This window comes from Blattabacterium cuenoti (genome assembly GCF_014252275.1).
Taxonomy (GTDB): Bacteria; Bacteroidota; Bacteroidia; order Flavobacteriales; family Blattabacteriaceae; genus Blattabacterium; species Blattabacterium cuenoti_O.
The window spans coordinates 350,009-366,986 of the sequence record NZ_CP059214.1; the positions used below are offsets into that span (position 1 = coordinate 350,009).

Sequence of the window (16,978 nt, forward strand, 5' to 3'; positions counted from 1 at the left end):
AGTTTTATCAAACTCTCCTTCTTTTTGGAGGTCGACATCCATTATGAGGTAATGGGGTGATATCTTTAATCATCGTTACTATTAGTCCAGAATTACTTAATGCTCTTATAGCTGCATCTCTTCCAGCACCAGGACCCTTAACGTTAACTTCTATTTTTTTTAATCCAGCATTTATTCCTTTTTTTGCTACATTTTCAGCAGTCATCTGTGCGGCGTATGGAGTATTTTTTTTTGATCCTTTAAAATTCATTTTTCCAGCAGAAGACCAAGCAATAACATCTCCTTGTTTATTTGTTAAAGTAATAATGATATTATTGAAACTAGATTGTATATGTGCTTTTCCAATGGGATCTACTACTACGTTTCTTTTTTTTTTCCCTAAATGTGATTTATTCATAAAGGATTTTTATTTTTTTAATTTTTTCTTATTTGCTATAGTTTTTCTTCTTCCTTTTCTAGTTCTACAATTATTTTTTGTTTTTTGTCCTCTTAATGGAAGTCCTCTTTTATGTCTAATTCCTATATAACATCCTATATCTATTAATCTCTTAATGTTAAATTGAATTTCCGATCTTAATTCTCCTTCTACTTTAACATGATTCGATATATACTTTCTTATTTTTTTTATATCTTCATCTGTCCAATCTTGAACTTTTTTATTCTCATTTATTCCAATAGATTGTAATATATTTTTTGACAAACTTTTTCCGATTCCATACAAGTAAGTAAGCCCAATCAATCCTCTTTTTGAAGAGGGAAGATCAATTCCTGAAATTCTAACAGACATAAATTTATCCTTGTTTTTGTTTAAATTTTGGATTTTTTTTATTAATAATTCTCAAACATCCTTTTCGATGAACAATTATACAATCTTTTGTTCTTTTTTTTAAAGAAGCTCTAATTTTCATATCAATGAATTTTTATTATTTAATATCTATAAGTAATTCTACCACGTTCCAAATCATATGATGACATTTCCAATCTTACTTTATCTCCTGGCAGTATTTTTATATAGTGCATTCTCATTTTTCCAGATATATGAGCTTTTACTATACATCCATTATCCAATTTTACACGAAACATCGCATTTGGAGAAGATTCTATAATGACTCCATCCACTTCAATATGTTTTTGTTTTGACATAAAAAAATCAATATTTTGTATTAATACAAAATTACAACTTTTTGTTTATTTATTTTTTATATGCATTAATCCATCATAATAATAATTTAATAAATGAATACTAAATTGTTGATATATATCAAGAAATACTCCAACTACTATCAACAATGACGTCCCTCCATAAAATAAAGAAAAACTTTGATTGATCCCCATTTTAAAAACAATGGATGGTAAAATTGCAACGAAAGCTAAAGACATTGATCCTGGTAATGTAACATAAGACAAAATTTTATCTATATATTCAGAAGTTTCCTTTCCAGGTCTAATTTTAGGAATATGCCCACCATTTCTTTTTAATTCATCAGCAATCTGATTCACAGGCATTGTAATCGCAGTATAAAAAAATGTAAAAATAACAACTAATGTAAATATAGTTATATTGTACCAAAATCCATACACATTTTGAAAAACCCTTAAAAAATTTTTAAAAGATTCATTATTTGAATAATGAGAAAAAATTAATGGAAATAACATAATTGATTGAGAAAATATAATTGGCATAACACCAGCAGATGTTATCTTTAATGGAATATATTGATGTTTTTTATTACTAATGAATTTTGATTCTAATCCGAAAGATCTGTAATGAGATACATATTGAACAGGAATTTTTCGAACTGCTTGAATAATAAAAATAGTAAATAAAATAACGATTAACCACAAAAAAAATTCAAAAAATAAAATAATAATTCCTTTATTAATATTCTTTATTTTACTAAAAAATTCTTTCGAAATAGCCTCCGGAAAACGAGATATTATTCCAGACATAATGATAATAGATATGCCATTTCCTATTCCACGATCTGTTATATTATCTCCAATCCATACAGTAAACATAGTACCAGAAGTTAATAAAATTGTTCCCAAGATCAAAAATAAGAATTTTCCATAAAAAGAATTACTATTAAAAATAGGATGAGAATAAGGAACCAATTTTTGTATTAAAGAGAACAGATAAACCATAGATTGTATAATAGATATAACTATCGTTAAACATCTTGTAATAAAATTAATTTGTTCTCTTCCACTTTCTCCATCTCTTTGCAATTTTTGTAAAAATGGAATCATTATAGACATTAATTGCATTATGATTGAAGAAGATATATATGGCATGATTCCTAATGCAAAAATAGAAGCTCTGTTAAATGCACCTCCTGTAAAAGAGGATAATATTTGCATTAATCCCTTAGATCCTGAATAAAGGCTATCAAAAAAACTACTTACTCCTAATGAATTAATTCCAGGAATTGGAATATAAACACAAAAACGATATATCAATAAAAAACATATGGTGGATGCAATTTTATTACGTAGTTCATCCATCCTCCAAATGTTATGAATATTTTTTAAAAAATTTCCTATCATGAATTTTGTACTAAAAATGCTTCACCACCAACATTTTTAATCGCTTCATAAGCTTTTTTGCTAAATTTATTAGCATATATTTTAATAGAATCTTTTATCGATCCTCTTCCAAGTATTTTAATACACTTATTTTTTTTTAATAGATCTTTTTTTAGTAATACATCTTTATTAATAATTCGATTTTTATCAATCTTTTTATTATCAATATATAATTGAATAGTATCAAGATTAATAATTACAAATTTTTCTCGTTTATTTTTTTTTCTTACAAATCCAAATTTTGGTACTCTTCTTTGTAATGGCATTTGTCCTCCTTCAAATCCTATCTTTTTAGAAAATCCTGATCTTGATTTAGATCCTTTATGTCCTCTTCCACAAGTCCCTCCTTTTCCACTACCTTGCCCTCTTCCTAATCTTACCTTCTTTTTTTTGATCCATTTTTTTATATTTTCCTTTCGGAAAACTTTTCTTTTAATATCAACCTCTCCATTCTCCATTATAAACTTGTTTAATAGGAACACCTCGATGTTTTGATATAACTCTTGCATCTCTTATTTTACTTAATGCTTTAATAGCAGCTTTAATAAGATTATGATGATTAGAAGAACCTCGAGACTTTGATAAAATATTTCTTACTCCAGAAGCTTCAAAGACTGATCTTAATGGACCACCAGCAATAATTCCTGTTCCTTCAGAAGCAGGTTTTATAAAAATTCTAGCTCCTCTATATTTTGCTTTTTGTTCATGAGGAACAGTTCCATGTATAACACATATTTTTCTCACATCCCTTTTAGCCCTATCTCCTGCTTTTCTAATTGCCTCAGGAGCTTCTTGAGATTTTCCAAAACCATATCCAACTAATCCACTTTCGTTTCCTTTAATTACAATTGCACTAAAACTAAAATATCTTCTTCCTTTAGTCACTTTACAAACTCTTGTAACACCTACTAATTTTTCTTTTAATTCTAATCCTAAATATTTTTTTCTTTTATCCATAATTATTAATTTTATAAATCTAATCCAACTTTTCTTATTCCATCAGCTAATGACTTTATTCTTCCATGATACAAATATTTACCTCGGTCAAAAACCAGTTTAGTTATTTTTAATTTTTTTGCTCGATATCCCAAAAGCTTTCCTACTTCATAGGAAATATCAATTTTTGTTATTTTCTTAAAATTTTTTAATTCTTTCTCTATAGAAGAGGAGTAAGTTAATGTTTTTCCTTTCAAATCATCTATAATTTGTGCATAAATTGACTTATTACTTCTATATACAGACACTCTAGGACGATGCATGTTCCCAATAATTCTTCTCTTTTTCATAATAATGAAATTTGATAAATTATACAGATTTTCCAGTTTTTCTACGAATTTGTTCACCTACATATCGAATTCCCTTTCCTTTATAAGGTTCTGGAGGACGTAAAGATCGAATTTTATGAGCTATAATTCCTAATAATTGTTTGTCACAAGAACTCATAATAATAATTGGATTTTTTTCTTTTGAAAAATCGATGCTAATTTTTACCTTCTTAGGAAGTTTTATCATTACACTATGAGAAAATCCTAAATGCATTAATAAAATATTATTTTGATCACAATGGACTCTATATCCAATTCCAACTAATTCTAATTTTTTTTTAAATCCTTTTGATACACCAAAAATCATATTATAAATTAAAACATTATATAATCCATGTAAAGATTTAGAAATTTTATCATCAAGGAATCGTGTGATAAATAATTTATTATTAACAATATTTAATTTCAATTGATTTGAAATTTTTTGTTTTAAAGATCCTAAAATTCCCTTTACAAATATTTCTTTTTTAACAATTTTTACATGTACATTATCGGGAATGAAAATTTCCTTTTTTCCAATTCTTGACATACTTAATAATGTGATTTATAATTTATTCAAATATTTATTAATGAATATGACATATAACTTCTCCACCTATCCTTTTTTCTTTTGCAACTTTATCGGTTATTATTCCAATAGAAGTAGTCATAATTGCAATTCCTAATCCATTTAGTACACGTGGCAATTTTTTATATTTAGAATATCTTCTTAATCCAGGTTTACTAACTCTTATAGCTCCTTGAATAACAGAAATATCTTTTTTATAATATTTTAAAGCTACTTTAAGTTTCTTTTTATTATTTATTTTTTCTACTTTATATCCTATTATATATCCATTTTCTAATAGAATTCTAGAAATTTCTTGTTTAATTTTAGAATGAGAAATTGTTAAAACTTTATGTTTTACCAATGTAGCATTTCTAATTCTAGTCAAAAAATCTGCTATTGGATCCATATAACATATATTTTTTTTACCAACTTGCTTTTTTTACTCCTGGAATAAGTCCTTGTGAAACTAAATTTCTAAAAACAATTCGAGATACACCAAATTTCCTCATATATCCTCTACATCTTCCTGTTATAGAACATCGATTTCTCAAACGAACAGGAGAGGCATCCCTCGGTAATTTTTGAAGAAGATCGTATTTTTTAGACTTCTTTAAAAATTTTCTTATTTTTTCATACCTTTTCACAAGTTTTTCTCTTTTTTTTTGTCTTGCTAATACAGATTCTTTTGCCATATTTATTAATTTTATTATTAGTTTGTATTTTTATCAAAAGGCATTCCAAAAAGTGATAAAAGGGCTTTTGATTCTTTAATTTTTTTTACAGAAGTTACAAATGTAATATTCATACCCATATTTTTTCTAACCTCATCAATATTAATTTCTGGATAAACTATTTGTTCAAAAATTCCTAGATTATAATTTCCATTTTTATCAAATCCATTATTTTTTATTCCATTAAAATCTCTTACTCTAGGTAAAACAATAAAGATTAATCTTTCCAAAAATTCATACATTTTATTCTTTCGTAAAGTTACCTTTACACCAATAGGCATTCCTTTTCTTAATTTAAAACCAGATTCATCATGTTTTGAATAACAAAAAATAGATTTTTGACCAGTAATATTTGTAATTTCTTTTATAGAAGATTCTAAAATTTTTTTATCTAAAATAGAATTTCCAATTCCTTGATGAACCACTATTTTAATTAGTTTAGGTACTTCCATAATAGAAGAATAATTAAATTTATTGATCAATTGTTTGACTATATTTTCTTTATAAAATTTCTTTAGTCTTGGAAAATAAATATCCTTATTTATCTCTATCATCTCTATCTTCTGTTCCTTCTGTTCCTTCTGTTCCTTCTGTTCCTTCTGTTCCTTCTGTTCCTTCTGTTCCTTCTGTTCCTTCTGTTCCTTCTGTTCCTTCTGTTCCTTCTGTTCCTTCAAATTCTTCAAATTCTTCAAATTCTTCAAATTCTTCAAATTTTTTAATATTAGAAATATGTATAGGTGATTCTTGTTCTAAAATACCCCCTTTAGGATGAAGAGCACTTGGTTTAATATGTTTTTTAGCCATATTTATCCCTTTCAAAAGAACTTTATAAGTTTTTGTAAATACTTTAATGACAGTTGCTTTTTTCCCTTTATTGTTTCCTGACAATATATAAACTATATCGTTTTTTTTTATTCTTATTTTCATAATTATAAGACTTCTTGTGCTAAAGAAACAATTTTCATATACTCTTTTTCTCTTAATTCTCTTGCAACTGGACCAAATACTCTTGTCCCCATAATTTCCCCAGAAGTCGTCATAAGAACACAAGCATTATCATCAAAACTAATATAAGATCCATCCTTTCTTCTAATACTCTTTTTTGTTCTTATAATTACAGCTTTGGTAACTTGCCCTTTTTTTATTGATCCTCCTTTGTTTGTAGAGATAGATGATTTTACCGTAATAATTACAGAATCTCCTATAGAAGCATATCGTTTTCCAGTTCCACCAAGAACTCTTATAATTAATACTTCTTTTGCTCCCGTATTATCCGCAACTTTACATACAGATTCTTGTTGCAACATAAATAAATTATTTGAATTTTTCTATAACGGATATTAGTCTCCAAGTTTTTCTTTTACTTATTGGTCGAGATTCCATAATCATAACTTTATCTCCTATTTTAGATAAACTCTTTTCATCATGTACCATGTATCTTTTTTTTCTTATGATACTTTTCCCATAATATTTATGTTGTACTTTTCTTATTTCTGAAACAATGATTGTTTTTTGCATTTTATCACTTACAACAATTCCTTGTCTCTTTTTTCTATGTCCCCTTTTAGAGATATTCATTTTTTTCATTTAATTTTTTTATTCAATTCTGTTTGTAATTTAGCAATAAATTTCCTCAAATGTTTTATGAACATCCAATTTTCTTGTTTTTTCACAGAATGATTAAATTTTATTTTTTTATAATCATTTCTGAAAATCTTAATTCTTCTAATTAATTCATCTAACGATAAATTTTTTATATCCGAGTTTTTCATATAAAAAATCATTTATTTGATTTAACTAATTTTAGAAAAAAAAGGAAGAAATAAACTTCGTTTTAATAGAAAATTTTTGAGAGGCTAATCTTAATGCTTCTTTAGCAATTTTCATTGTTACACCATCTACTTCTAATAAAATTCTTCCTGGCTTCACAACCGCCACCCAAAATTCAACTGGTCCTTTTCCTTTTCCCATACGAACTTCTTGAGGTTTTTTTGTTGCTGGTTTATCAGGAAAAATATTTATCCATAGTTTTCCTTCTCTTTTCATATAACGATTTGCTGCAATACGTGCAGCTTCTATCTGTTTTGAAGAAATCCATGCTGGTTCTAAAGCTTTTATTCCATATAAACCTCTAGTTAAACGTGTTCCTTTTTTAGAATTTCCACGAATTCTCCCTTTTTGTTCTTTTTTATATTTCCTTTTTTTAGGTTGCAACATTATGTAAATACTTTAATAAATATGTTTTTTCGAAATATGTTTTTTCTTTCTACTAAAGAATCCTCTTGTCTTTTTATGAATTCCTAATAATGGAGATAAATCTTTTTTTCCATATACTTCTCCTTTCATAATCCATACTTTTATTCCAATACTTCCATATCCTGTATGGGCCTCTTCCATGTAATAGTCAACATCCGCACGAAAAGTTCCTAAAGAGATTCTTCCATCTTTATATGTTTCTTTTCTAGCCATTTCAGCTCCATTTAACCTTCCAGAAACTTGAATTTTTATACCTTGAGCATTCATTCTCATAGCAGATATAATCGATAACTTTATAGTTTTTTTATAAGCCATTCTATTTTCTAATTGTTTGACCAAATTTTTGGATACTAAAGGAGCATCTAATTCGGGTCTTTTAACTTCAGAAATATTTATCTGAACTTCTTTTTTAGTGATTTTTTTTAATTCTTTTCTAACAGTATCAACTTCATCACCTCCTTTCCCAATAACTATCGCCGGCCTTGAAGTACGAATCGTAATAGTTATAAATTTTAATGTTCGTTCTATAAAAATACGAGATATAATTCCTTTTGGAAATCTAGCTTCGATATATCGCCTTACTTCAAAATCTTCTTTTAAACGATCTTTGTAATTATTACACCAACTTGATTGCCAACCCATTATAATTCCTAATCTATTAATTATTGGATTTGTTTTTTGTCCCATATAATTGATTAAATTTGAATGTTTATATTTTACTTTCTAAATAAATGATAATTTTACTTGTTCTTTTTCGTATTCTATGTCCCCTTCCTTGAGGAACTGGTTGAATTCTTTTTAATGTTAATCCTTGATTAACACGAACATCTTTAATATACAAAAAGTGATCTTCAGAAGAATAATTCTTATTATTCTTTTTCTTCCAATTTGATAATAAAGACAATAATAATTTGCTTATTATAATAGATTTTTTATTATTTATTTTTCCATAAGAAAGGATATCTAAAGCATTGTTTATTTCTTTATTTCGAATGAGATCAATAATTTTTTTTATTTTTCTTGGAGAACTTTTAATTTTCCTTAAAGAAGCTGAAACTCGATTGATATTTTCCCCATTTTTTTTCATTTTTTAATTTTTATCAACTATTTTTTTTTATTTTAATTTTACTTTTAGATCCTGAATGTCCTTTAAAACTACGTGTAGGAGAAAATTCACCTAATTTTCTTCCTATCATATCCTCTGTAACATATACATTAATGAATTTTTTACCATTATGAACAGCAAATGTTTGTCCGACAAAATCAGGTAATATTGTCGAAGGACGTGACCATGTTTTGATAATTTTTCTTTTGTTGTTTTTTATATTATCTAAAACTTTTTTATATAATGCATGTGATACATATGGACCTTTTTTTAAAGATCTTACCATAATAAACGTTTATTTTTTTCTTTTTTGTAATATAAATTTATTGGATTTTTTTCGTTTAGAACGAGTTTTAAATCCTTTAGATGGATAACCCTTTCTATTTCTTGGAATTCCTCCGGAAGCTTTTCCTTCTCCTCCACCCATTGGATGATCTACAGGATTCATAGCAACCCCTCTAGTTCTTGGTTTTCTTCCTAAATGTCTTTTTTTTCCTGCTTTACCATACATTATGAGTTGATGGTCGACATTAGAAACTATTCCTATAGTTGCCATACAAGTATTCAAAACTAGACGAACTTCTCCAGATGGAAATTTAATTGTTGAATATTTTTCATCTCTTGAAAATAATTGTGCAAATGCTCCTGCACTTCTTGCAATTTTAGCACCTTGACCTGGATTTATTTCTATACAAGAAATGATAGTTCCCAATGGAATTTTTTCCAAAAAAGTAGAATTACCTAATTTAAAAGATATATTTTTTCCAGAAACTATTTTTTGTCCAACTTCTAATCCGTCTATAGATAGAATATATCTTTTTTCACCATCCTCATAATAAACTAGTGATATAAAAGAAGATCTATTAGGATCATATTCTATAGATTTTATAATACCAGATATATTAAATTTCCTTCTTTTAAAATCAATTATTCTGTATTTTTTTTTATGTCCACCTCCAATATATCGAATTGTTCTTCTTCCACTATTGTTTCTTCCTCCAGTTCTTTTTATTCCTTTCGTTAATTTTTTATTGGGAAATCTACAAGTTATTTTATCAAAGCTATTTACTGTTCTAAATCTTTGACTAGGTGTTGTCGGTTTTAACTTCTTTATTGCCATTTGATTCTATTTTACTTTTTTTATTTTTTTTAATACTAAATTCCTTTTCCATTTGAAAAAAATCAATAAATTTTTTTCCAGAAAATTGAACAACGATTTTTTTGATTTTTTTATTTTGAGTTTTAGACAGAACTTTTTTTTTCCCAAAGCAATTTTTTCCTTTTTTTAGAAAAACTGATGTATGAACATATTTGATAGGAACACCAAAAAAATTAGTTAATTTGGATTTAATACATCTTCTATTCCAATAAAGAGAAACAAAAAAATGATATCTATTCAATGTTCTACCTTCTTTTATAGATTTATCTGTAACAATTAATTTTATAAACATAACGAAAGTTATTCGGATAAATATTTTTGAACTGTGTCAATAGAATTTTCAAAAAATATAACATATGGAAAATTCATTAAAGAAAAACAATCCAGCTCATTAATATGGATAGTTTTAAAGTTTTTTAAATTTCTAGATGATAAATAAAAATTATTATTATATTTTCCGAAGACTATAAGAAATTTATTATAATTAATTTTTAAAGATTTAACAAATTTTATAACTAGTTTTGTTTTTGGAGATTTGAATTGGATATTTTCTACAATAATTATTTTTTTTTCAATAATCTTTTGTTCAATAAGAAATCTTTTTACTTTTTTTTTTGTACGTTTATTTAATTTTATCGAATATTTTTTTGGTTTGGGGCCAAAAACTCGACCACCACCTTTGAATATAGGATTTTTACAATCCCCTTTCCTTGAACTTCCTGTTCCTTTTTGTCTATACAATTTTTTATTACTTCCAGTTATTTCTCCTTTTTCCTTAGATTTATGTGTTCCTTGACGTTGAGAAAATAAATATCTTTTCATTTCTAAATATATAGGATATCCATAAAATTTTTTCAAAAAGAACTCGTTTTTAAATTCTACAAATCTAGAAGTAGACATTCCATTAATATCTAAAATTTCTAATTTCATATTCTATGCTTTATTAATTATTAAATATGAATTCTTATTCCCAGGAATGGATCCTTTCAACAACAAAATATTACGAGTCATATCAATTTTTAATATTTGAATATTTTTAATTGTTACATATTTATTTCCCATTCTTCCAGCCATTTTCTTACCTTTAAAAACACGTGATGGATTAGATCCAGCACCAATTGAACCAGGAGATCTTAGACGATTATGTTGTCCATGACTTCTTTCTCCAACTCCAGAAAAATTATGCCTTTTTACTACGCCTTGGAATCCCTTTCCTTTAGATATTCCTCTAACATTAACTAAATCACCAACTTTTAAAAAAAAATCAATCATTAAAAAATTTCCTAATCGAAAATTCGATATATTATCGACTTTAAATTCCGATAATTTTTTCTTTGGATGAACTCCTGATTTTTTAAAATGTCCTAATAAAGGATTATTTGTTTTACTATGTTTTTTATCATCTACTCCTAATTGAATAGAGTTATATCCATCTTTTTTAAATGTTTTTATTTGAGTTATATAACATTTATTTATTTGTACAATAGAACAAGCAACATTTCTACCATCATTTAAATAAATATTAGTCATACCCATATTTTTCCCTATTAATCCACTCATTGTCTTATACTTTTATTTCCGCATCAACTCCACTAGGAAGTTCTAACTTCATCAATGCATCTACTGTTTTTGAAGAAGCATTATGAATTTGTAAAAGTCTTTTATGAGTAGGAAGTAAAAATTGTTCTCTAGATTTTTTATTGACATGTGGAGATCGTAAAACTGTAAATATTTTCTTATCAGTAGGTAATGGAATTGGTCCATTCAATACCACTCCGGTTGGAAGTACGGAATTTACAATTTTTTCTGCTGATTTGTCTAACAAATTATGATCATAAGACTTCAATTTGATTTTTATGTTATATCCCATATATTATCTTTTTATTTTTTTTTTTTGTTTTTGATTTTTATTTAGAAGAATATTCTCCGTAATAAGATTTGGAACCATATCATAATGAGAAAATTCCATAATAGATGTTCCTCTTCCTGAAGACAAAGTACGTAATGCAGTAACATATCCAAACATTTCAGACATTGGTACAATAGCTTGTATAACTTTTATATTATTTTTTTCAATCATATTCTGAATTGTCCCTCTCCTTCTATTTAAATCTCCGATAACATCTCCCATGTTTTCTTCTGGAATAAGAACCTCTAATTTCATAATCGGTTCTAAAAGAACTGGCTTTGCTTTTTTTGCTGCTTCTCTAAAACCTAATTTACCTGCTAATTCAAATGAAAGTTGGTCAGAATCAACAGGATGATATGAACCATCAATAATCGTAATTTTTGCATTTTCTATTTCATATCCCGATAAAGGACCATTTTTCATCATTTCTTTACATCCTTTTTCAATAGAAGGTATATATTCCTTAGGAATATTCCCCCCTTTTATCTTATTAATAAATAAAAGACCAGTATCTTTTTTATTTCCAGGTTCCAAAATAAAAAAGATATCGGCAAACTTTCCTTTTCCACCTGTTTGTTTCTTATATATTTCTCTGTGTTTTACTAAATCGGTTAAAGCTTCTTTATATTCTACCTGTGGATTTCCTTTATTTATCTCAACTTTAAATTCTCTTTTTATACGATCCAAAATAATTTCTAAATGTAATTCTCCCATTCCAGAAATGATCGTTTGTCCAGTATATTGATCAATTCTAACTTGAAATGTTGGATCTTCTTCCATTAATTTAGATAAAGCTAAACTCATTTTATCAATATCAGATTTGTATTTTGGTTCAACAGCTAATCCAATTACTGGTTCAGGAAATGAAATATTTTCTAATAAAATAGGATGTTTTTCATCACATAAAGTATCTCCTGTTTTAATATCCTTAAATCCTACTATAGCTGCTATATCTCCTGCTCCTACTTTATTGATGGGGTTTTGTTTATTAGCATGCATTTGATATATTCTTGATATACGTTCTTTATTTCCTGAACGAGCATTGAAACTATAGGATCCAGATTCAATTTTTCCAGAATAAACTCGAAAAAAAGCTAATCGACCAACAAACGGATCACTTGCTATTTTAAAAGCTAATGCAGAAAAATGTTCATTTTCATCAGGTTTTCTATACTCATTTTTTTTACTTATTGGATTAATCCCAACTACATTTTTAACATCTAATGGAGATGGCAAATATCTACAAATAGCATCTAGTATAGCTTGTACTCCTTTATTTTTAAATGAAGAACCACATAATATAGGAATGATATTCATCTTTATTGTATTTTTTTGCAAAGATTGAATTATTTCATCTTCAGAAATAGAATCTTCATCATATAAAAACTTTTCCATAATAACATCATCATATTCTGATAAAGTTTCTATTATCTTGTTATGATAATCTTTGGTGATGTTTTTCATATTATCTGGAATAGGCATTTTTTTATATGTCATTCCATAATTTTTTTCATCCCATATTACTAATTGATTATAAATTAAATCAATAACTCCTACAAAATCTTCTCCAGAACCCATAGGGATTTGTAAAGGGACAGGCCTTGCTCCTAAATCCTTATTTATTTGAAAACAAACATCTAAAAAATCTGCTCCCTGTCGATCCATTTTATTTACAAAAGCTATACGAGGAATTCCATATTTATCAGCTTGTCTCCAAACTGTTTCAGATTGCGGTTCTACACCATCTACTGCACTAAAAAGTACTACCATACCATCCAACACTCTCATAGAACGTTCCACTTCAACAGTAAAATCTACGTGACCTGGAGTATCTATAAGATTAATAAAATATTTGTTGTTATTATATTTCCATTCACATCTTGTTGACGCAGATGTAATTGTTATTCCACGCTCTTGTTCTTGTAACATCCAATCCATGGTTGCTGCTCCATCATGGACTTCTCCCATTTTATGATTTATTCCTGTATAAAATAAAATTCTTTCTGTCGTTGTTGTTTTTCCAGCGTCTATATGAGCCGCAATTCCTATATTTCTTGTATATTTTAAATTCCTTTCCATATTTAAAATCTAAAATGAGAAAAAGCTTTATTTGCTTCCGCCATTTTATGAATATTCTCCTTTCTCTTTATGGTTTCTCCTTGTTCATTATAAGCATCCCATATTTCTAATGCTAACTTTTTTTCCATCGTATTCTCTTTTCTTAAAGAAGCACATTTAATTAATAGTTTCATGGCTTTTGTTACTTTATTTTTAGAAGATATAGGGACAGGAATTTGAATATTCGAACCACCCATTCTACGACTTTTTACTTCAACATGAGGCATTACATTTTTCAATCCATGTTTCCATATATCTAAAGATGATTTTTCTTCTTCTTTTTTAATGATATCAATACGTTCCATTGCACCATAAAATATTCGATATGCAACATTTTTTTTACCATTCTTCATAAGATTATTTACAAATCTTGTAACAAGTGGATCATTAAACAGAGGATCAGGCATATATACTTTTTCTTTTTTTCTTCTCTGTCTCATTAATTATTTGATTTTTTATTTACTTTCGTACCATATTTGCTCCTACTTTTTTTTCTTCCACTTACACCTGCGGTATCACGTGCACCACGAACTATTTTATATTTTACTCCAGGTAAATCTTTTACTCTTCCTCCTTTAACTAAAACAATAGAATGTTCTTGTAGGTTGTGTCCTTCTCCAGTAATATAACTAATGACTTCTTTTCCATTTGTAAATCGAACACGTGCAACTTTACGCATAGCAGAATTCGGTTTTTTTGGAGTTGTGGTATATACTCTCGTACAGACTCCTCTTTTTTGTGGACAAAAATTTAAAGCAATAGACTTTCTTTTTTTTTTAATAGATAATCTTCCTTTTCTTATTAATTGTTGTACTGTAGGCATAAAACTTTTTATTTTAAAATTCAAACAAATAAAAACAATATTAAATAATTATTTTTTTATTTTGATACTTTTTTTCTTCTAAAGATTTAATATTAAGTTCCTTGTAAATGTAACGAAAAGTAGACAATAAACAAGGTTTTCCGTCTACGATCGCAATATTGTGTTCATAATGTGCAGATTTTTTTCCATCTGACGTTTTTATATTCCATTCATTATTTTTATATAATACTTCAGAAGTTCCGAAATTTACCATAGGTTCAATAGAAAGTACATATCCATTATTTAATAAAGGACCCTTTCCTTTTTTTCCAAAATTTGGAATATGTGGATTTTCATGCATTTTTTTTCCAATTCCGTGACCTACAAAATCTTTTACTATATAAAATCCATTTTTTTTAATAAAGGATTCTATTCCATATCCTATATCTCCTACATGATTTCCGCTTATACATTTACTAATTCCAATATATAACGATTTTTTAGTACATTCAATGAATGATTTTATTTCTTTTGAAACATTTCCTACTTCAAATGTATAGGCATGTTCTCCATAAAATTTATTCATATACACACCGCAATCTATAGAAACTATGTCTCCTTCTTGAAGAGGTTGATCATTAGGAAATCCGTGAACTATTTGATCATTAGGAGAAGCACATATAGTATATGGAAAATCATACAATCCTAAAAATGCTGGGACCCCACCGTGATCACGTATGAAATTTTCTGCCATTTTATCTAGATATAGGGTCGTAATACCTGGTTTAATTTCTTTTGCTAACATTCCTAATGTTTTAGAAGCTAACCATGCACTTTTTTTTATTAGAATTATTTCTTCAATAGTTTTTCTATATATCACAATTTGATTAATGTTTTGTAATTTTTAATAATAGATTTTCCATTCATAATCTCAGGAATTGGTATATTCATTAATTCAAGAATAGTTGGAGCTACATCTGATAAAACTGCTTTATCTTTTAAAAAAAAATTGTTTTTTTTTATCGATTCATCTATTAATATAAAAGGGACTAAAGACATTGTATGTGATGTATGTGGAGTACCATCATAATTAACCATACAATCTGCATTTCCATGATCTCCAACTATAATAATTGAATAAGAATTTCTGATAGCTTCTTCAACACATAATTTCATACATTTATCAACAAATTCACAAGCCTTTATAGTAGCATTTATATTTCCACTATGTCCTACCATATCGGGATTCGCAAAGTTTAAACAAATAAAATCAGAATTTCTTCTTTTTAATTCAGGAATAATTTTTTTAGTAATTAAAAAAGCACTCATTTCAGGTTTTCTATCATAAGTAGATACTTTAGGAGATGGACATAAAATTCGTGTTTCTTTTTCAAATGGATTTTCTCTTCCTCCGGAAAAAAAATAAGTTACATGAGGATATTTTTCTGTTTCTGCTATACGTATTTGATTTTTTCCTATACTTTCTAAAATTCCACCTATAGTATCTGATAAAATTTCCTTTTTAAAAAGAGAATCAATATTTTTTTGATTTTTTTTTAGATTAAAACATGTCATTGTAATATATTGATGTATGTTTAATCTTCTTTTATAAGAATTCTTTGAGCTTTTTGTGAGAAGTTCTGTAATTTGTTTGGATCGATCTGAACGAAAATTAAAGCAAAACACAACATCTTCGTTTTCAATTTTAGCAATTGGATGATTATGTTGATCTACAATAATAAAAGGACGAAAAAATTCGTCTGTTATTCCTTGTTCATAGGATTTTTCTATAGCATTAAAAATATTACTTGTAAAAACTCCATTTGAATAAACCATTGCATTATATGCTATTTCTGTTCTATCCCATCTTAAATCACGATCCATTGAATAATATCGACCAATGACAGTAGATAAACGTCCAACATATTTTTGTGAAGTTTGAATAAGTTTTTTGATATATGAAATACTACTTTTTTGTATAGTATCTCGTCCATCAGTAAAGGCATGGATAAATACATTTTTCATCTTTTTCTCATAAGCCATTTTAAGAAGATAAAAAAGATGATTTATATGAGAATGTACACCTCCATCAGATAACAATCCAATAAAATGAATTCTTCTTTTTCTAATTTTTTCAAAAAGAATATCAATTTGTTTTCTAAATATTCCTGTTTGAATTGCAGTATTGATTTTTTTTAAATTTTGTATGATTTTTCTTCCAGATCCTAAACTCATATGTCCTACTTCAGAATTTCCAAATTGTTTTTCTGGTAATCCCACATGTTTACCTGAAGCAAATAATCTACTAGTAAGATAGTTTTTATAACAAAAATCAAAAAATGGAGTATGAGCATGATGGATTGCAGATAAATTAAGATCATGTTCAGAAGCAATTCCCCAACCATCTAGAATAATTAAAATAATTTTTTTCATTCAA

The 16,978-nt window shown here is 26.9% G+C and carries 30 protein-coding genes; all 30 read right to left on the minus strand.

All coding sequences use genetic code 11. From position 1 onward, the window contains the following. Window positions 1-7: 7 nt before the first annotated feature. From rpsK to gpmI, 30 genes are read right to left on the minus strand one after another with little or no spacing between them, the layout of a single operon-like run. The gene (rpsK, locus tag H0H42_RS01635) at window positions 8-397 is read right to left on the minus strand and encodes a 30S ribosomal protein S11 (RefSeq protein ID WP_185868330.1); all 390 of its coding nucleotides are present in this window, start codon (window positions 395-397) and stop codon (window positions 8-10) included. A 9-nt stretch (window positions 398-406) separates the two neighbouring features. After that, a complete protein-coding gene (rpsM, locus tag H0H42_RS01640) occupies window positions 407-787 on the minus strand; it encodes a 30S ribosomal protein S13 (RefSeq protein ID WP_185868331.1) in 381 nt (126 codons plus the stop codon). A gap of 4 nt (window positions 788-791) precedes the next feature. Further along, window positions 792-908: a 50S ribosomal protein L36 gene (gene rpmJ, locus H0H42_RS01645; protein ID WP_185868332.1), complete on the minus strand. Its 117-nt coding sequence runs from the start codon at window positions 906-908 to the stop codon at window positions 792-794. 19 nt (window positions 909-927) lie between these two features. Continuing rightward, window positions 928-1,143, minus strand: coding sequence for a translation initiation factor IF-1 (gene infA / locus H0H42_RS01650; protein ID WP_185868333.1), 216 nt, complete (start codon window positions 1,141-1,143; stop codon window positions 928-930). Window positions 1,144-1,188: 45 nt separating this feature from the next. Continuing rightward, window positions 1,189-2,544: a preprotein translocase subunit SecY gene (gene secY, locus H0H42_RS01655; RefSeq protein WP_185868760.1), complete on the minus strand. Its 1,356-nt coding sequence runs from the start codon at window positions 2,542-2,544 to the stop codon at window positions 1,189-1,191. Continuing rightward, on the minus strand, window positions 2,544-3,044 hold the full coding sequence (gene rplO / locus H0H42_RS01660) for a 50S ribosomal protein L15 (RefSeq protein ID WP_185868334.1): 501 nt from the start codon (window positions 3,042-3,044) through the stop codon (window positions 2,544-2,546). Before rplO ends, secY begins: the two co-directional genes overlap by 1 nt. Continuing rightward, a complete protein-coding gene (gene rpsE, locus H0H42_RS01665; protein WP_394798844.1) occupies window positions 3,025-3,549 on the minus strand; it encodes a 30S ribosomal protein S5 in 525 nt (174 codons plus the stop codon). Before rpsE ends, rplO begins: the two co-directional genes overlap by 20 nt. 5 nt (window positions 3,550-3,554) lie before the next feature. Continuing rightward, the gene (gene rplR / locus H0H42_RS01670) at window positions 3,555-3,872 is read right to left on the minus strand and encodes a 50S ribosomal protein L18 (RefSeq protein ID WP_185868336.1); all 318 of its coding nucleotides are present in this window, start codon (window positions 3,870-3,872) and stop codon (window positions 3,555-3,557) included. Between the two features lie 19 nt (window positions 3,873-3,891). Further along, the gene (rplF, locus tag H0H42_RS01675; protein WP_185868337.1) at window positions 3,892-4,440 is read right to left on the minus strand and encodes a 50S ribosomal protein L6; all 549 of its coding nucleotides are present in this window, start codon (window positions 4,438-4,440) and stop codon (window positions 3,892-3,894) included. 37 nt (window positions 4,441-4,477) lie between these two features. Then, the gene (gene rpsH, locus H0H42_RS01680) at window positions 4,478-4,867 is read right to left on the minus strand and encodes a 30S ribosomal protein S8 (protein ID WP_185868338.1); all 390 of its coding nucleotides are present in this window, start codon (window positions 4,865-4,867) and stop codon (window positions 4,478-4,480) included. 16 nt (window positions 4,868-4,883) lie between these two features. Beyond that, a complete protein-coding gene (gene rpsN / locus H0H42_RS01685; protein ID WP_185868339.1) occupies window positions 4,884-5,153 on the minus strand; it encodes a 30S ribosomal protein S14 in 270 nt (89 codons plus the stop codon). 17 nt (window positions 5,154-5,170) lie between these two features. Continuing rightward, window positions 5,171-5,746, minus strand: coding sequence for a 50S ribosomal protein L5 (gene rplE, locus H0H42_RS01690; RefSeq protein ID WP_185868340.1), 576 nt, complete (start codon window positions 5,744-5,746; stop codon window positions 5,171-5,173). Next, window positions 5,730-6,119, minus strand: coding sequence for a 50S ribosomal protein L24 (rplX, locus tag H0H42_RS01695; RefSeq protein WP_185868341.1), 390 nt, complete (start codon window positions 6,117-6,119; stop codon window positions 5,730-5,732). The genes rplE and rplX overlap by 17 nt, the downstream gene beginning before the upstream one ends. Before the next feature lie 2 nt (window positions 6,120-6,121). Further along, window positions 6,122-6,499, minus strand: a complete 378-nt coding sequence (rplN, locus tag H0H42_RS01700) for a 50S ribosomal protein L14 (protein ID WP_185868342.1) — start codon at window positions 6,497-6,499, stop codon at window positions 6,122-6,124. Between the two features lie 7 nt (window positions 6,500-6,506). Continuing rightward, window positions 6,507-6,764, minus strand: a complete 258-nt coding sequence (gene rpsQ, locus H0H42_RS01705) for a 30S ribosomal protein S17 (RefSeq protein WP_185868761.1) — start codon at window positions 6,762-6,764, stop codon at window positions 6,507-6,509. An 11-nt stretch (window positions 6,765-6,775) separates the two neighbouring features. Next, on the minus strand, window positions 6,776-6,964 hold the full coding sequence (gene rpmC / locus H0H42_RS01710; protein WP_185868343.1) for a 50S ribosomal protein L29: 189 nt from the start codon (window positions 6,962-6,964) through the stop codon (window positions 6,776-6,778). A gap of 31 nt (window positions 6,965-6,995) precedes the next feature. Beyond that, window positions 6,996-7,409 (minus strand): 50S ribosomal protein L16, encoded by a 414-nt coding sequence (rplP, locus tag H0H42_RS01715; protein WP_185868344.1) that lies wholly within the window; start codon window positions 7,407-7,409, stop codon window positions 6,996-6,998. Between the two features lie 12 nt (window positions 7,410-7,421). Next, window positions 7,422-8,135, minus strand: coding sequence for a 30S ribosomal protein S3 (rpsC, locus tag H0H42_RS01720; protein ID WP_185868345.1), 714 nt, complete (start codon window positions 8,133-8,135; stop codon window positions 7,422-7,424). A 22-nt stretch (window positions 8,136-8,157) separates the two neighbouring features. Then, window positions 8,158-8,535, minus strand: coding sequence for a 50S ribosomal protein L22 (rplV, locus tag H0H42_RS01725; protein ID WP_185868346.1), 378 nt, complete (start codon window positions 8,533-8,535; stop codon window positions 8,158-8,160). Between the two features lie 13 nt (window positions 8,536-8,548). Continuing rightward, window positions 8,549-8,839: a 30S ribosomal protein S19 gene (gene rpsS, locus H0H42_RS01730; RefSeq protein WP_185868347.1), complete on the minus strand. Its 291-nt coding sequence runs from the start codon at window positions 8,837-8,839 to the stop codon at window positions 8,549-8,551. 9 nt (window positions 8,840-8,848) lie between these two features. After that, entirely contained in the window at window positions 8,849-9,673 is an 825-nt protein-coding gene (rplB, locus tag H0H42_RS01735; protein WP_185868348.1) for a 50S ribosomal protein L2, read from the minus strand. Further along, window positions 9,639-10,004 (minus strand): 50S ribosomal protein L23, encoded by a 366-nt coding sequence (gene rplW / locus H0H42_RS01740; RefSeq protein WP_185868349.1) that lies wholly within the window; start codon window positions 10,002-10,004, stop codon window positions 9,639-9,641. Before rplW ends, rplB begins: the two co-directional genes overlap by 35 nt. Before the next feature lie 8 nt (window positions 10,005-10,012). After that, a complete protein-coding gene (gene rplD, locus H0H42_RS01745) occupies window positions 10,013-10,642 on the minus strand; it encodes a 50S ribosomal protein L4 (protein ID WP_185868350.1) in 630 nt (209 codons plus the stop codon). Between the two features lie 3 nt (window positions 10,643-10,645). Beyond that, window positions 10,646-11,272: a 50S ribosomal protein L3 gene (rplC, locus tag H0H42_RS01750; RefSeq protein ID WP_185868351.1), complete on the minus strand. Its 627-nt coding sequence runs from the start codon at window positions 11,270-11,272 to the stop codon at window positions 10,646-10,648. A gap of 4 nt (window positions 11,273-11,276) precedes the next feature. Continuing rightward, window positions 11,277-11,582 carry a 30S ribosomal protein S10 gene (gene rpsJ / locus H0H42_RS01755; RefSeq protein ID WP_185868352.1) on the minus strand — a complete coding sequence of 102 codons (306 nt, stop codon included), beginning with the start codon at window positions 11,580-11,582 and terminating at the stop codon, window positions 11,277-11,279. A gap of 3 nt (window positions 11,583-11,585) precedes the next feature. After that, the gene (gene fusA, locus H0H42_RS01760) at window positions 11,586-13,700 is read right to left on the minus strand and encodes an elongation factor G (protein WP_185868353.1); all 2,115 of its coding nucleotides are present in this window, start codon (window positions 13,698-13,700) and stop codon (window positions 11,586-11,588) included. A gap of 2 nt (window positions 13,701-13,702) precedes the next feature. Then, complete coding sequence (gene rpsG / locus H0H42_RS01765; protein WP_185868354.1) at window positions 13,703-14,179, minus strand: 30S ribosomal protein S7; 477 nt, start codon at window positions 14,177-14,179, stop codon at window positions 13,703-13,705. Further along, window positions 14,179-14,562, minus strand: a complete 384-nt coding sequence (rpsL, locus tag H0H42_RS01770; protein WP_185868762.1) for a 30S ribosomal protein S12 — start codon at window positions 14,560-14,562, stop codon at window positions 14,179-14,181. The genes rpsG and rpsL overlap by 1 nt, the downstream gene beginning before the upstream one ends. 40 nt (window positions 14,563-14,602) lie before the next feature. Next, entirely contained in the window at window positions 14,603-15,421 is an 819-nt protein-coding gene (gene map, locus H0H42_RS01775; protein ID WP_185868355.1) for a type I methionyl aminopeptidase, read from the minus strand. Continuing rightward, window positions 15,418-16,974, minus strand: coding sequence for a 2,3-bisphosphoglycerate-independent phosphoglycerate mutase (gene gpmI / locus H0H42_RS01780; RefSeq protein WP_185868356.1), 1,557 nt, complete (start codon window positions 16,972-16,974; stop codon window positions 15,418-15,420). Before gpmI ends, map begins: the two co-directional genes overlap by 4 nt. Between the last annotated feature and the right edge of the window lie 4 nt (window positions 16,975-16,978).

What these genes read in the sequence shown, in the direction of transcription:
- rpsK (WP_185868330.1), bottom strand. Translation starts at nt 397, where the DNA reads ATGAATAAATCACATTTAGGGAAAAAAAAAAGAAACGTAGTAGTAGAT.
- rpsM (WP_185868331.1), bottom strand. Translation starts at nt 787, where the DNA reads ATGTCTGTTAGAATTTCAGGAATTGATCTTCCCTCTTCAAAAAGAGGA.
- rpmJ (WP_185868332.1), bottom strand. Translation starts at nt 908, where the DNA reads ATGAAAATTAGAGCTTCTTTAAAAAAAAGAACAAAAGATTGTATAATT.
- infA (WP_185868333.1), bottom strand. Translation starts at nt 1,143, where the DNA reads ATGTCAAAACAAAAACATATTGAAGTGGATGGAGTCATTATAGAATCT.
- rplO (WP_185868334.1), bottom strand. Translation starts at nt 3,044, where the DNA reads ATGGAGAATGGAGAGGTTGATATTAAAAGAAAAGTTTTCCGAAAGGAA.
- rplR (WP_185868336.1), bottom strand. Translation starts at nt 3,872, where the DNA reads ATGAAAAAGAGAAGAATTATTGGGAACATGCATCGTCCTAGAGTGTCT.
- rplF (WP_185868337.1), bottom strand. Translation starts at nt 4,440, where the DNA reads ATGTCAAGAATTGGAAAAAAGGAAATTTTCATTCCCGATAATGTACAT.
- rpsH (WP_185868338.1), bottom strand. Translation starts at nt 4,867, where the DNA reads ATGGATCCAATAGCAGATTTTTTGACTAGAATTAGAAATGCTACATTG.
- rpsN (WP_185868339.1), bottom strand. Translation starts at nt 5,153, where the DNA reads ATGGCAAAAGAATCTGTATTAGCAAGACAAAAAAAAAGAGAAAAACTT.
- rplE (WP_185868340.1), bottom strand. Translation starts at nt 5,746, where the DNA reads ATGATAGAGATAAATAAGGATATTTATTTTCCAAGACTAAAGAAATTT.
- rplX (WP_185868341.1), bottom strand. Translation starts at nt 6,119, where the DNA reads ATGAAAATAAGAATAAAAAAAAACGATATAGTTTATATATTGTCAGGA.
- rplN (WP_185868342.1), bottom strand. Translation starts at nt 6,499, where the DNA reads ATGTTGCAACAAGAATCTGTATGTAAAGTTGCGGATAATACGGGAGCA.
- rpmC (WP_185868343.1), bottom strand. Translation starts at nt 6,964, where the DNA reads ATGAAAAACTCGGATATAAAAAATTTATCGTTAGATGAATTAATTAGA.
- rplP (WP_185868344.1), bottom strand. Translation starts at nt 7,409, where the DNA reads ATGTTGCAACCTAAAAAAAGGAAATATAAAAAAGAACAAAAAGGGAGA.
- rpsC (WP_185868345.1), bottom strand. Translation starts at nt 8,135, where the DNA reads ATGGGACAAAAAACAAATCCAATAATTAATAGATTAGGAATTATAATG.
- rplV (WP_185868346.1), bottom strand. Translation starts at nt 8,535, where the DNA reads ATGAAAAAAAATGGGGAAAATATCAATCGAGTTTCAGCTTCTTTAAGG.
- rpsS (WP_185868347.1), bottom strand. Translation starts at nt 8,839, where the DNA reads ATGGTAAGATCTTTAAAAAAAGGTCCATATGTATCACATGCATTATAT.
- rplB (WP_185868348.1), bottom strand. Translation starts at nt 9,673, where the DNA reads ATGGCAATAAAGAAGTTAAAACCGACAACACCTAGTCAAAGATTTAGA.
- rplW (WP_185868349.1), bottom strand. Translation starts at nt 10,004, where the DNA reads ATGTTTATAAAATTAATTGTTACAGATAAATCTATAAAAGAAGGTAGA.
- rplD (WP_185868350.1), bottom strand. Translation starts at nt 10,642, where the DNA reads ATGAAATTAGAAATTTTAGATATTAATGGAATGTCTACTTCTAGATTT.
- rplC (WP_185868351.1), bottom strand. Translation starts at nt 11,272, where the DNA reads ATGAGTGGATTAATAGGGAAAAATATGGGTATGACTAATATTTATTTA.
- rpsJ (WP_185868352.1), bottom strand. Translation starts at nt 11,582, where the DNA reads ATGGGATATAACATAAAAATCAAATTGAAGTCTTATGATCATAATTTG.
- fusA (WP_185868353.1), bottom strand. Translation starts at nt 13,700, where the DNA reads ATGGAAAGGAATTTAAAATATACAAGAAATATAGGAATTGCGGCTCAT.
- rpsG (WP_185868354.1), bottom strand. Translation starts at nt 14,179, where the DNA reads ATGAGACAGAGAAGAAAAAAAGAAAAAGTATATATGCCTGATCCTCTG.
- rpsL (WP_185868762.1), bottom strand. Translation starts at nt 14,562, where the DNA reads ATGCCTACAGTACAACAATTAATAAGAAAAGGAAGATTATCTATTAAA.
- gpmI (WP_185868356.1), bottom strand. Translation starts at nt 16,974, where the DNA reads ATGAAAAAAATTATTTTAATTATTCTAGATGGTTGGGGAATTGCTTCT.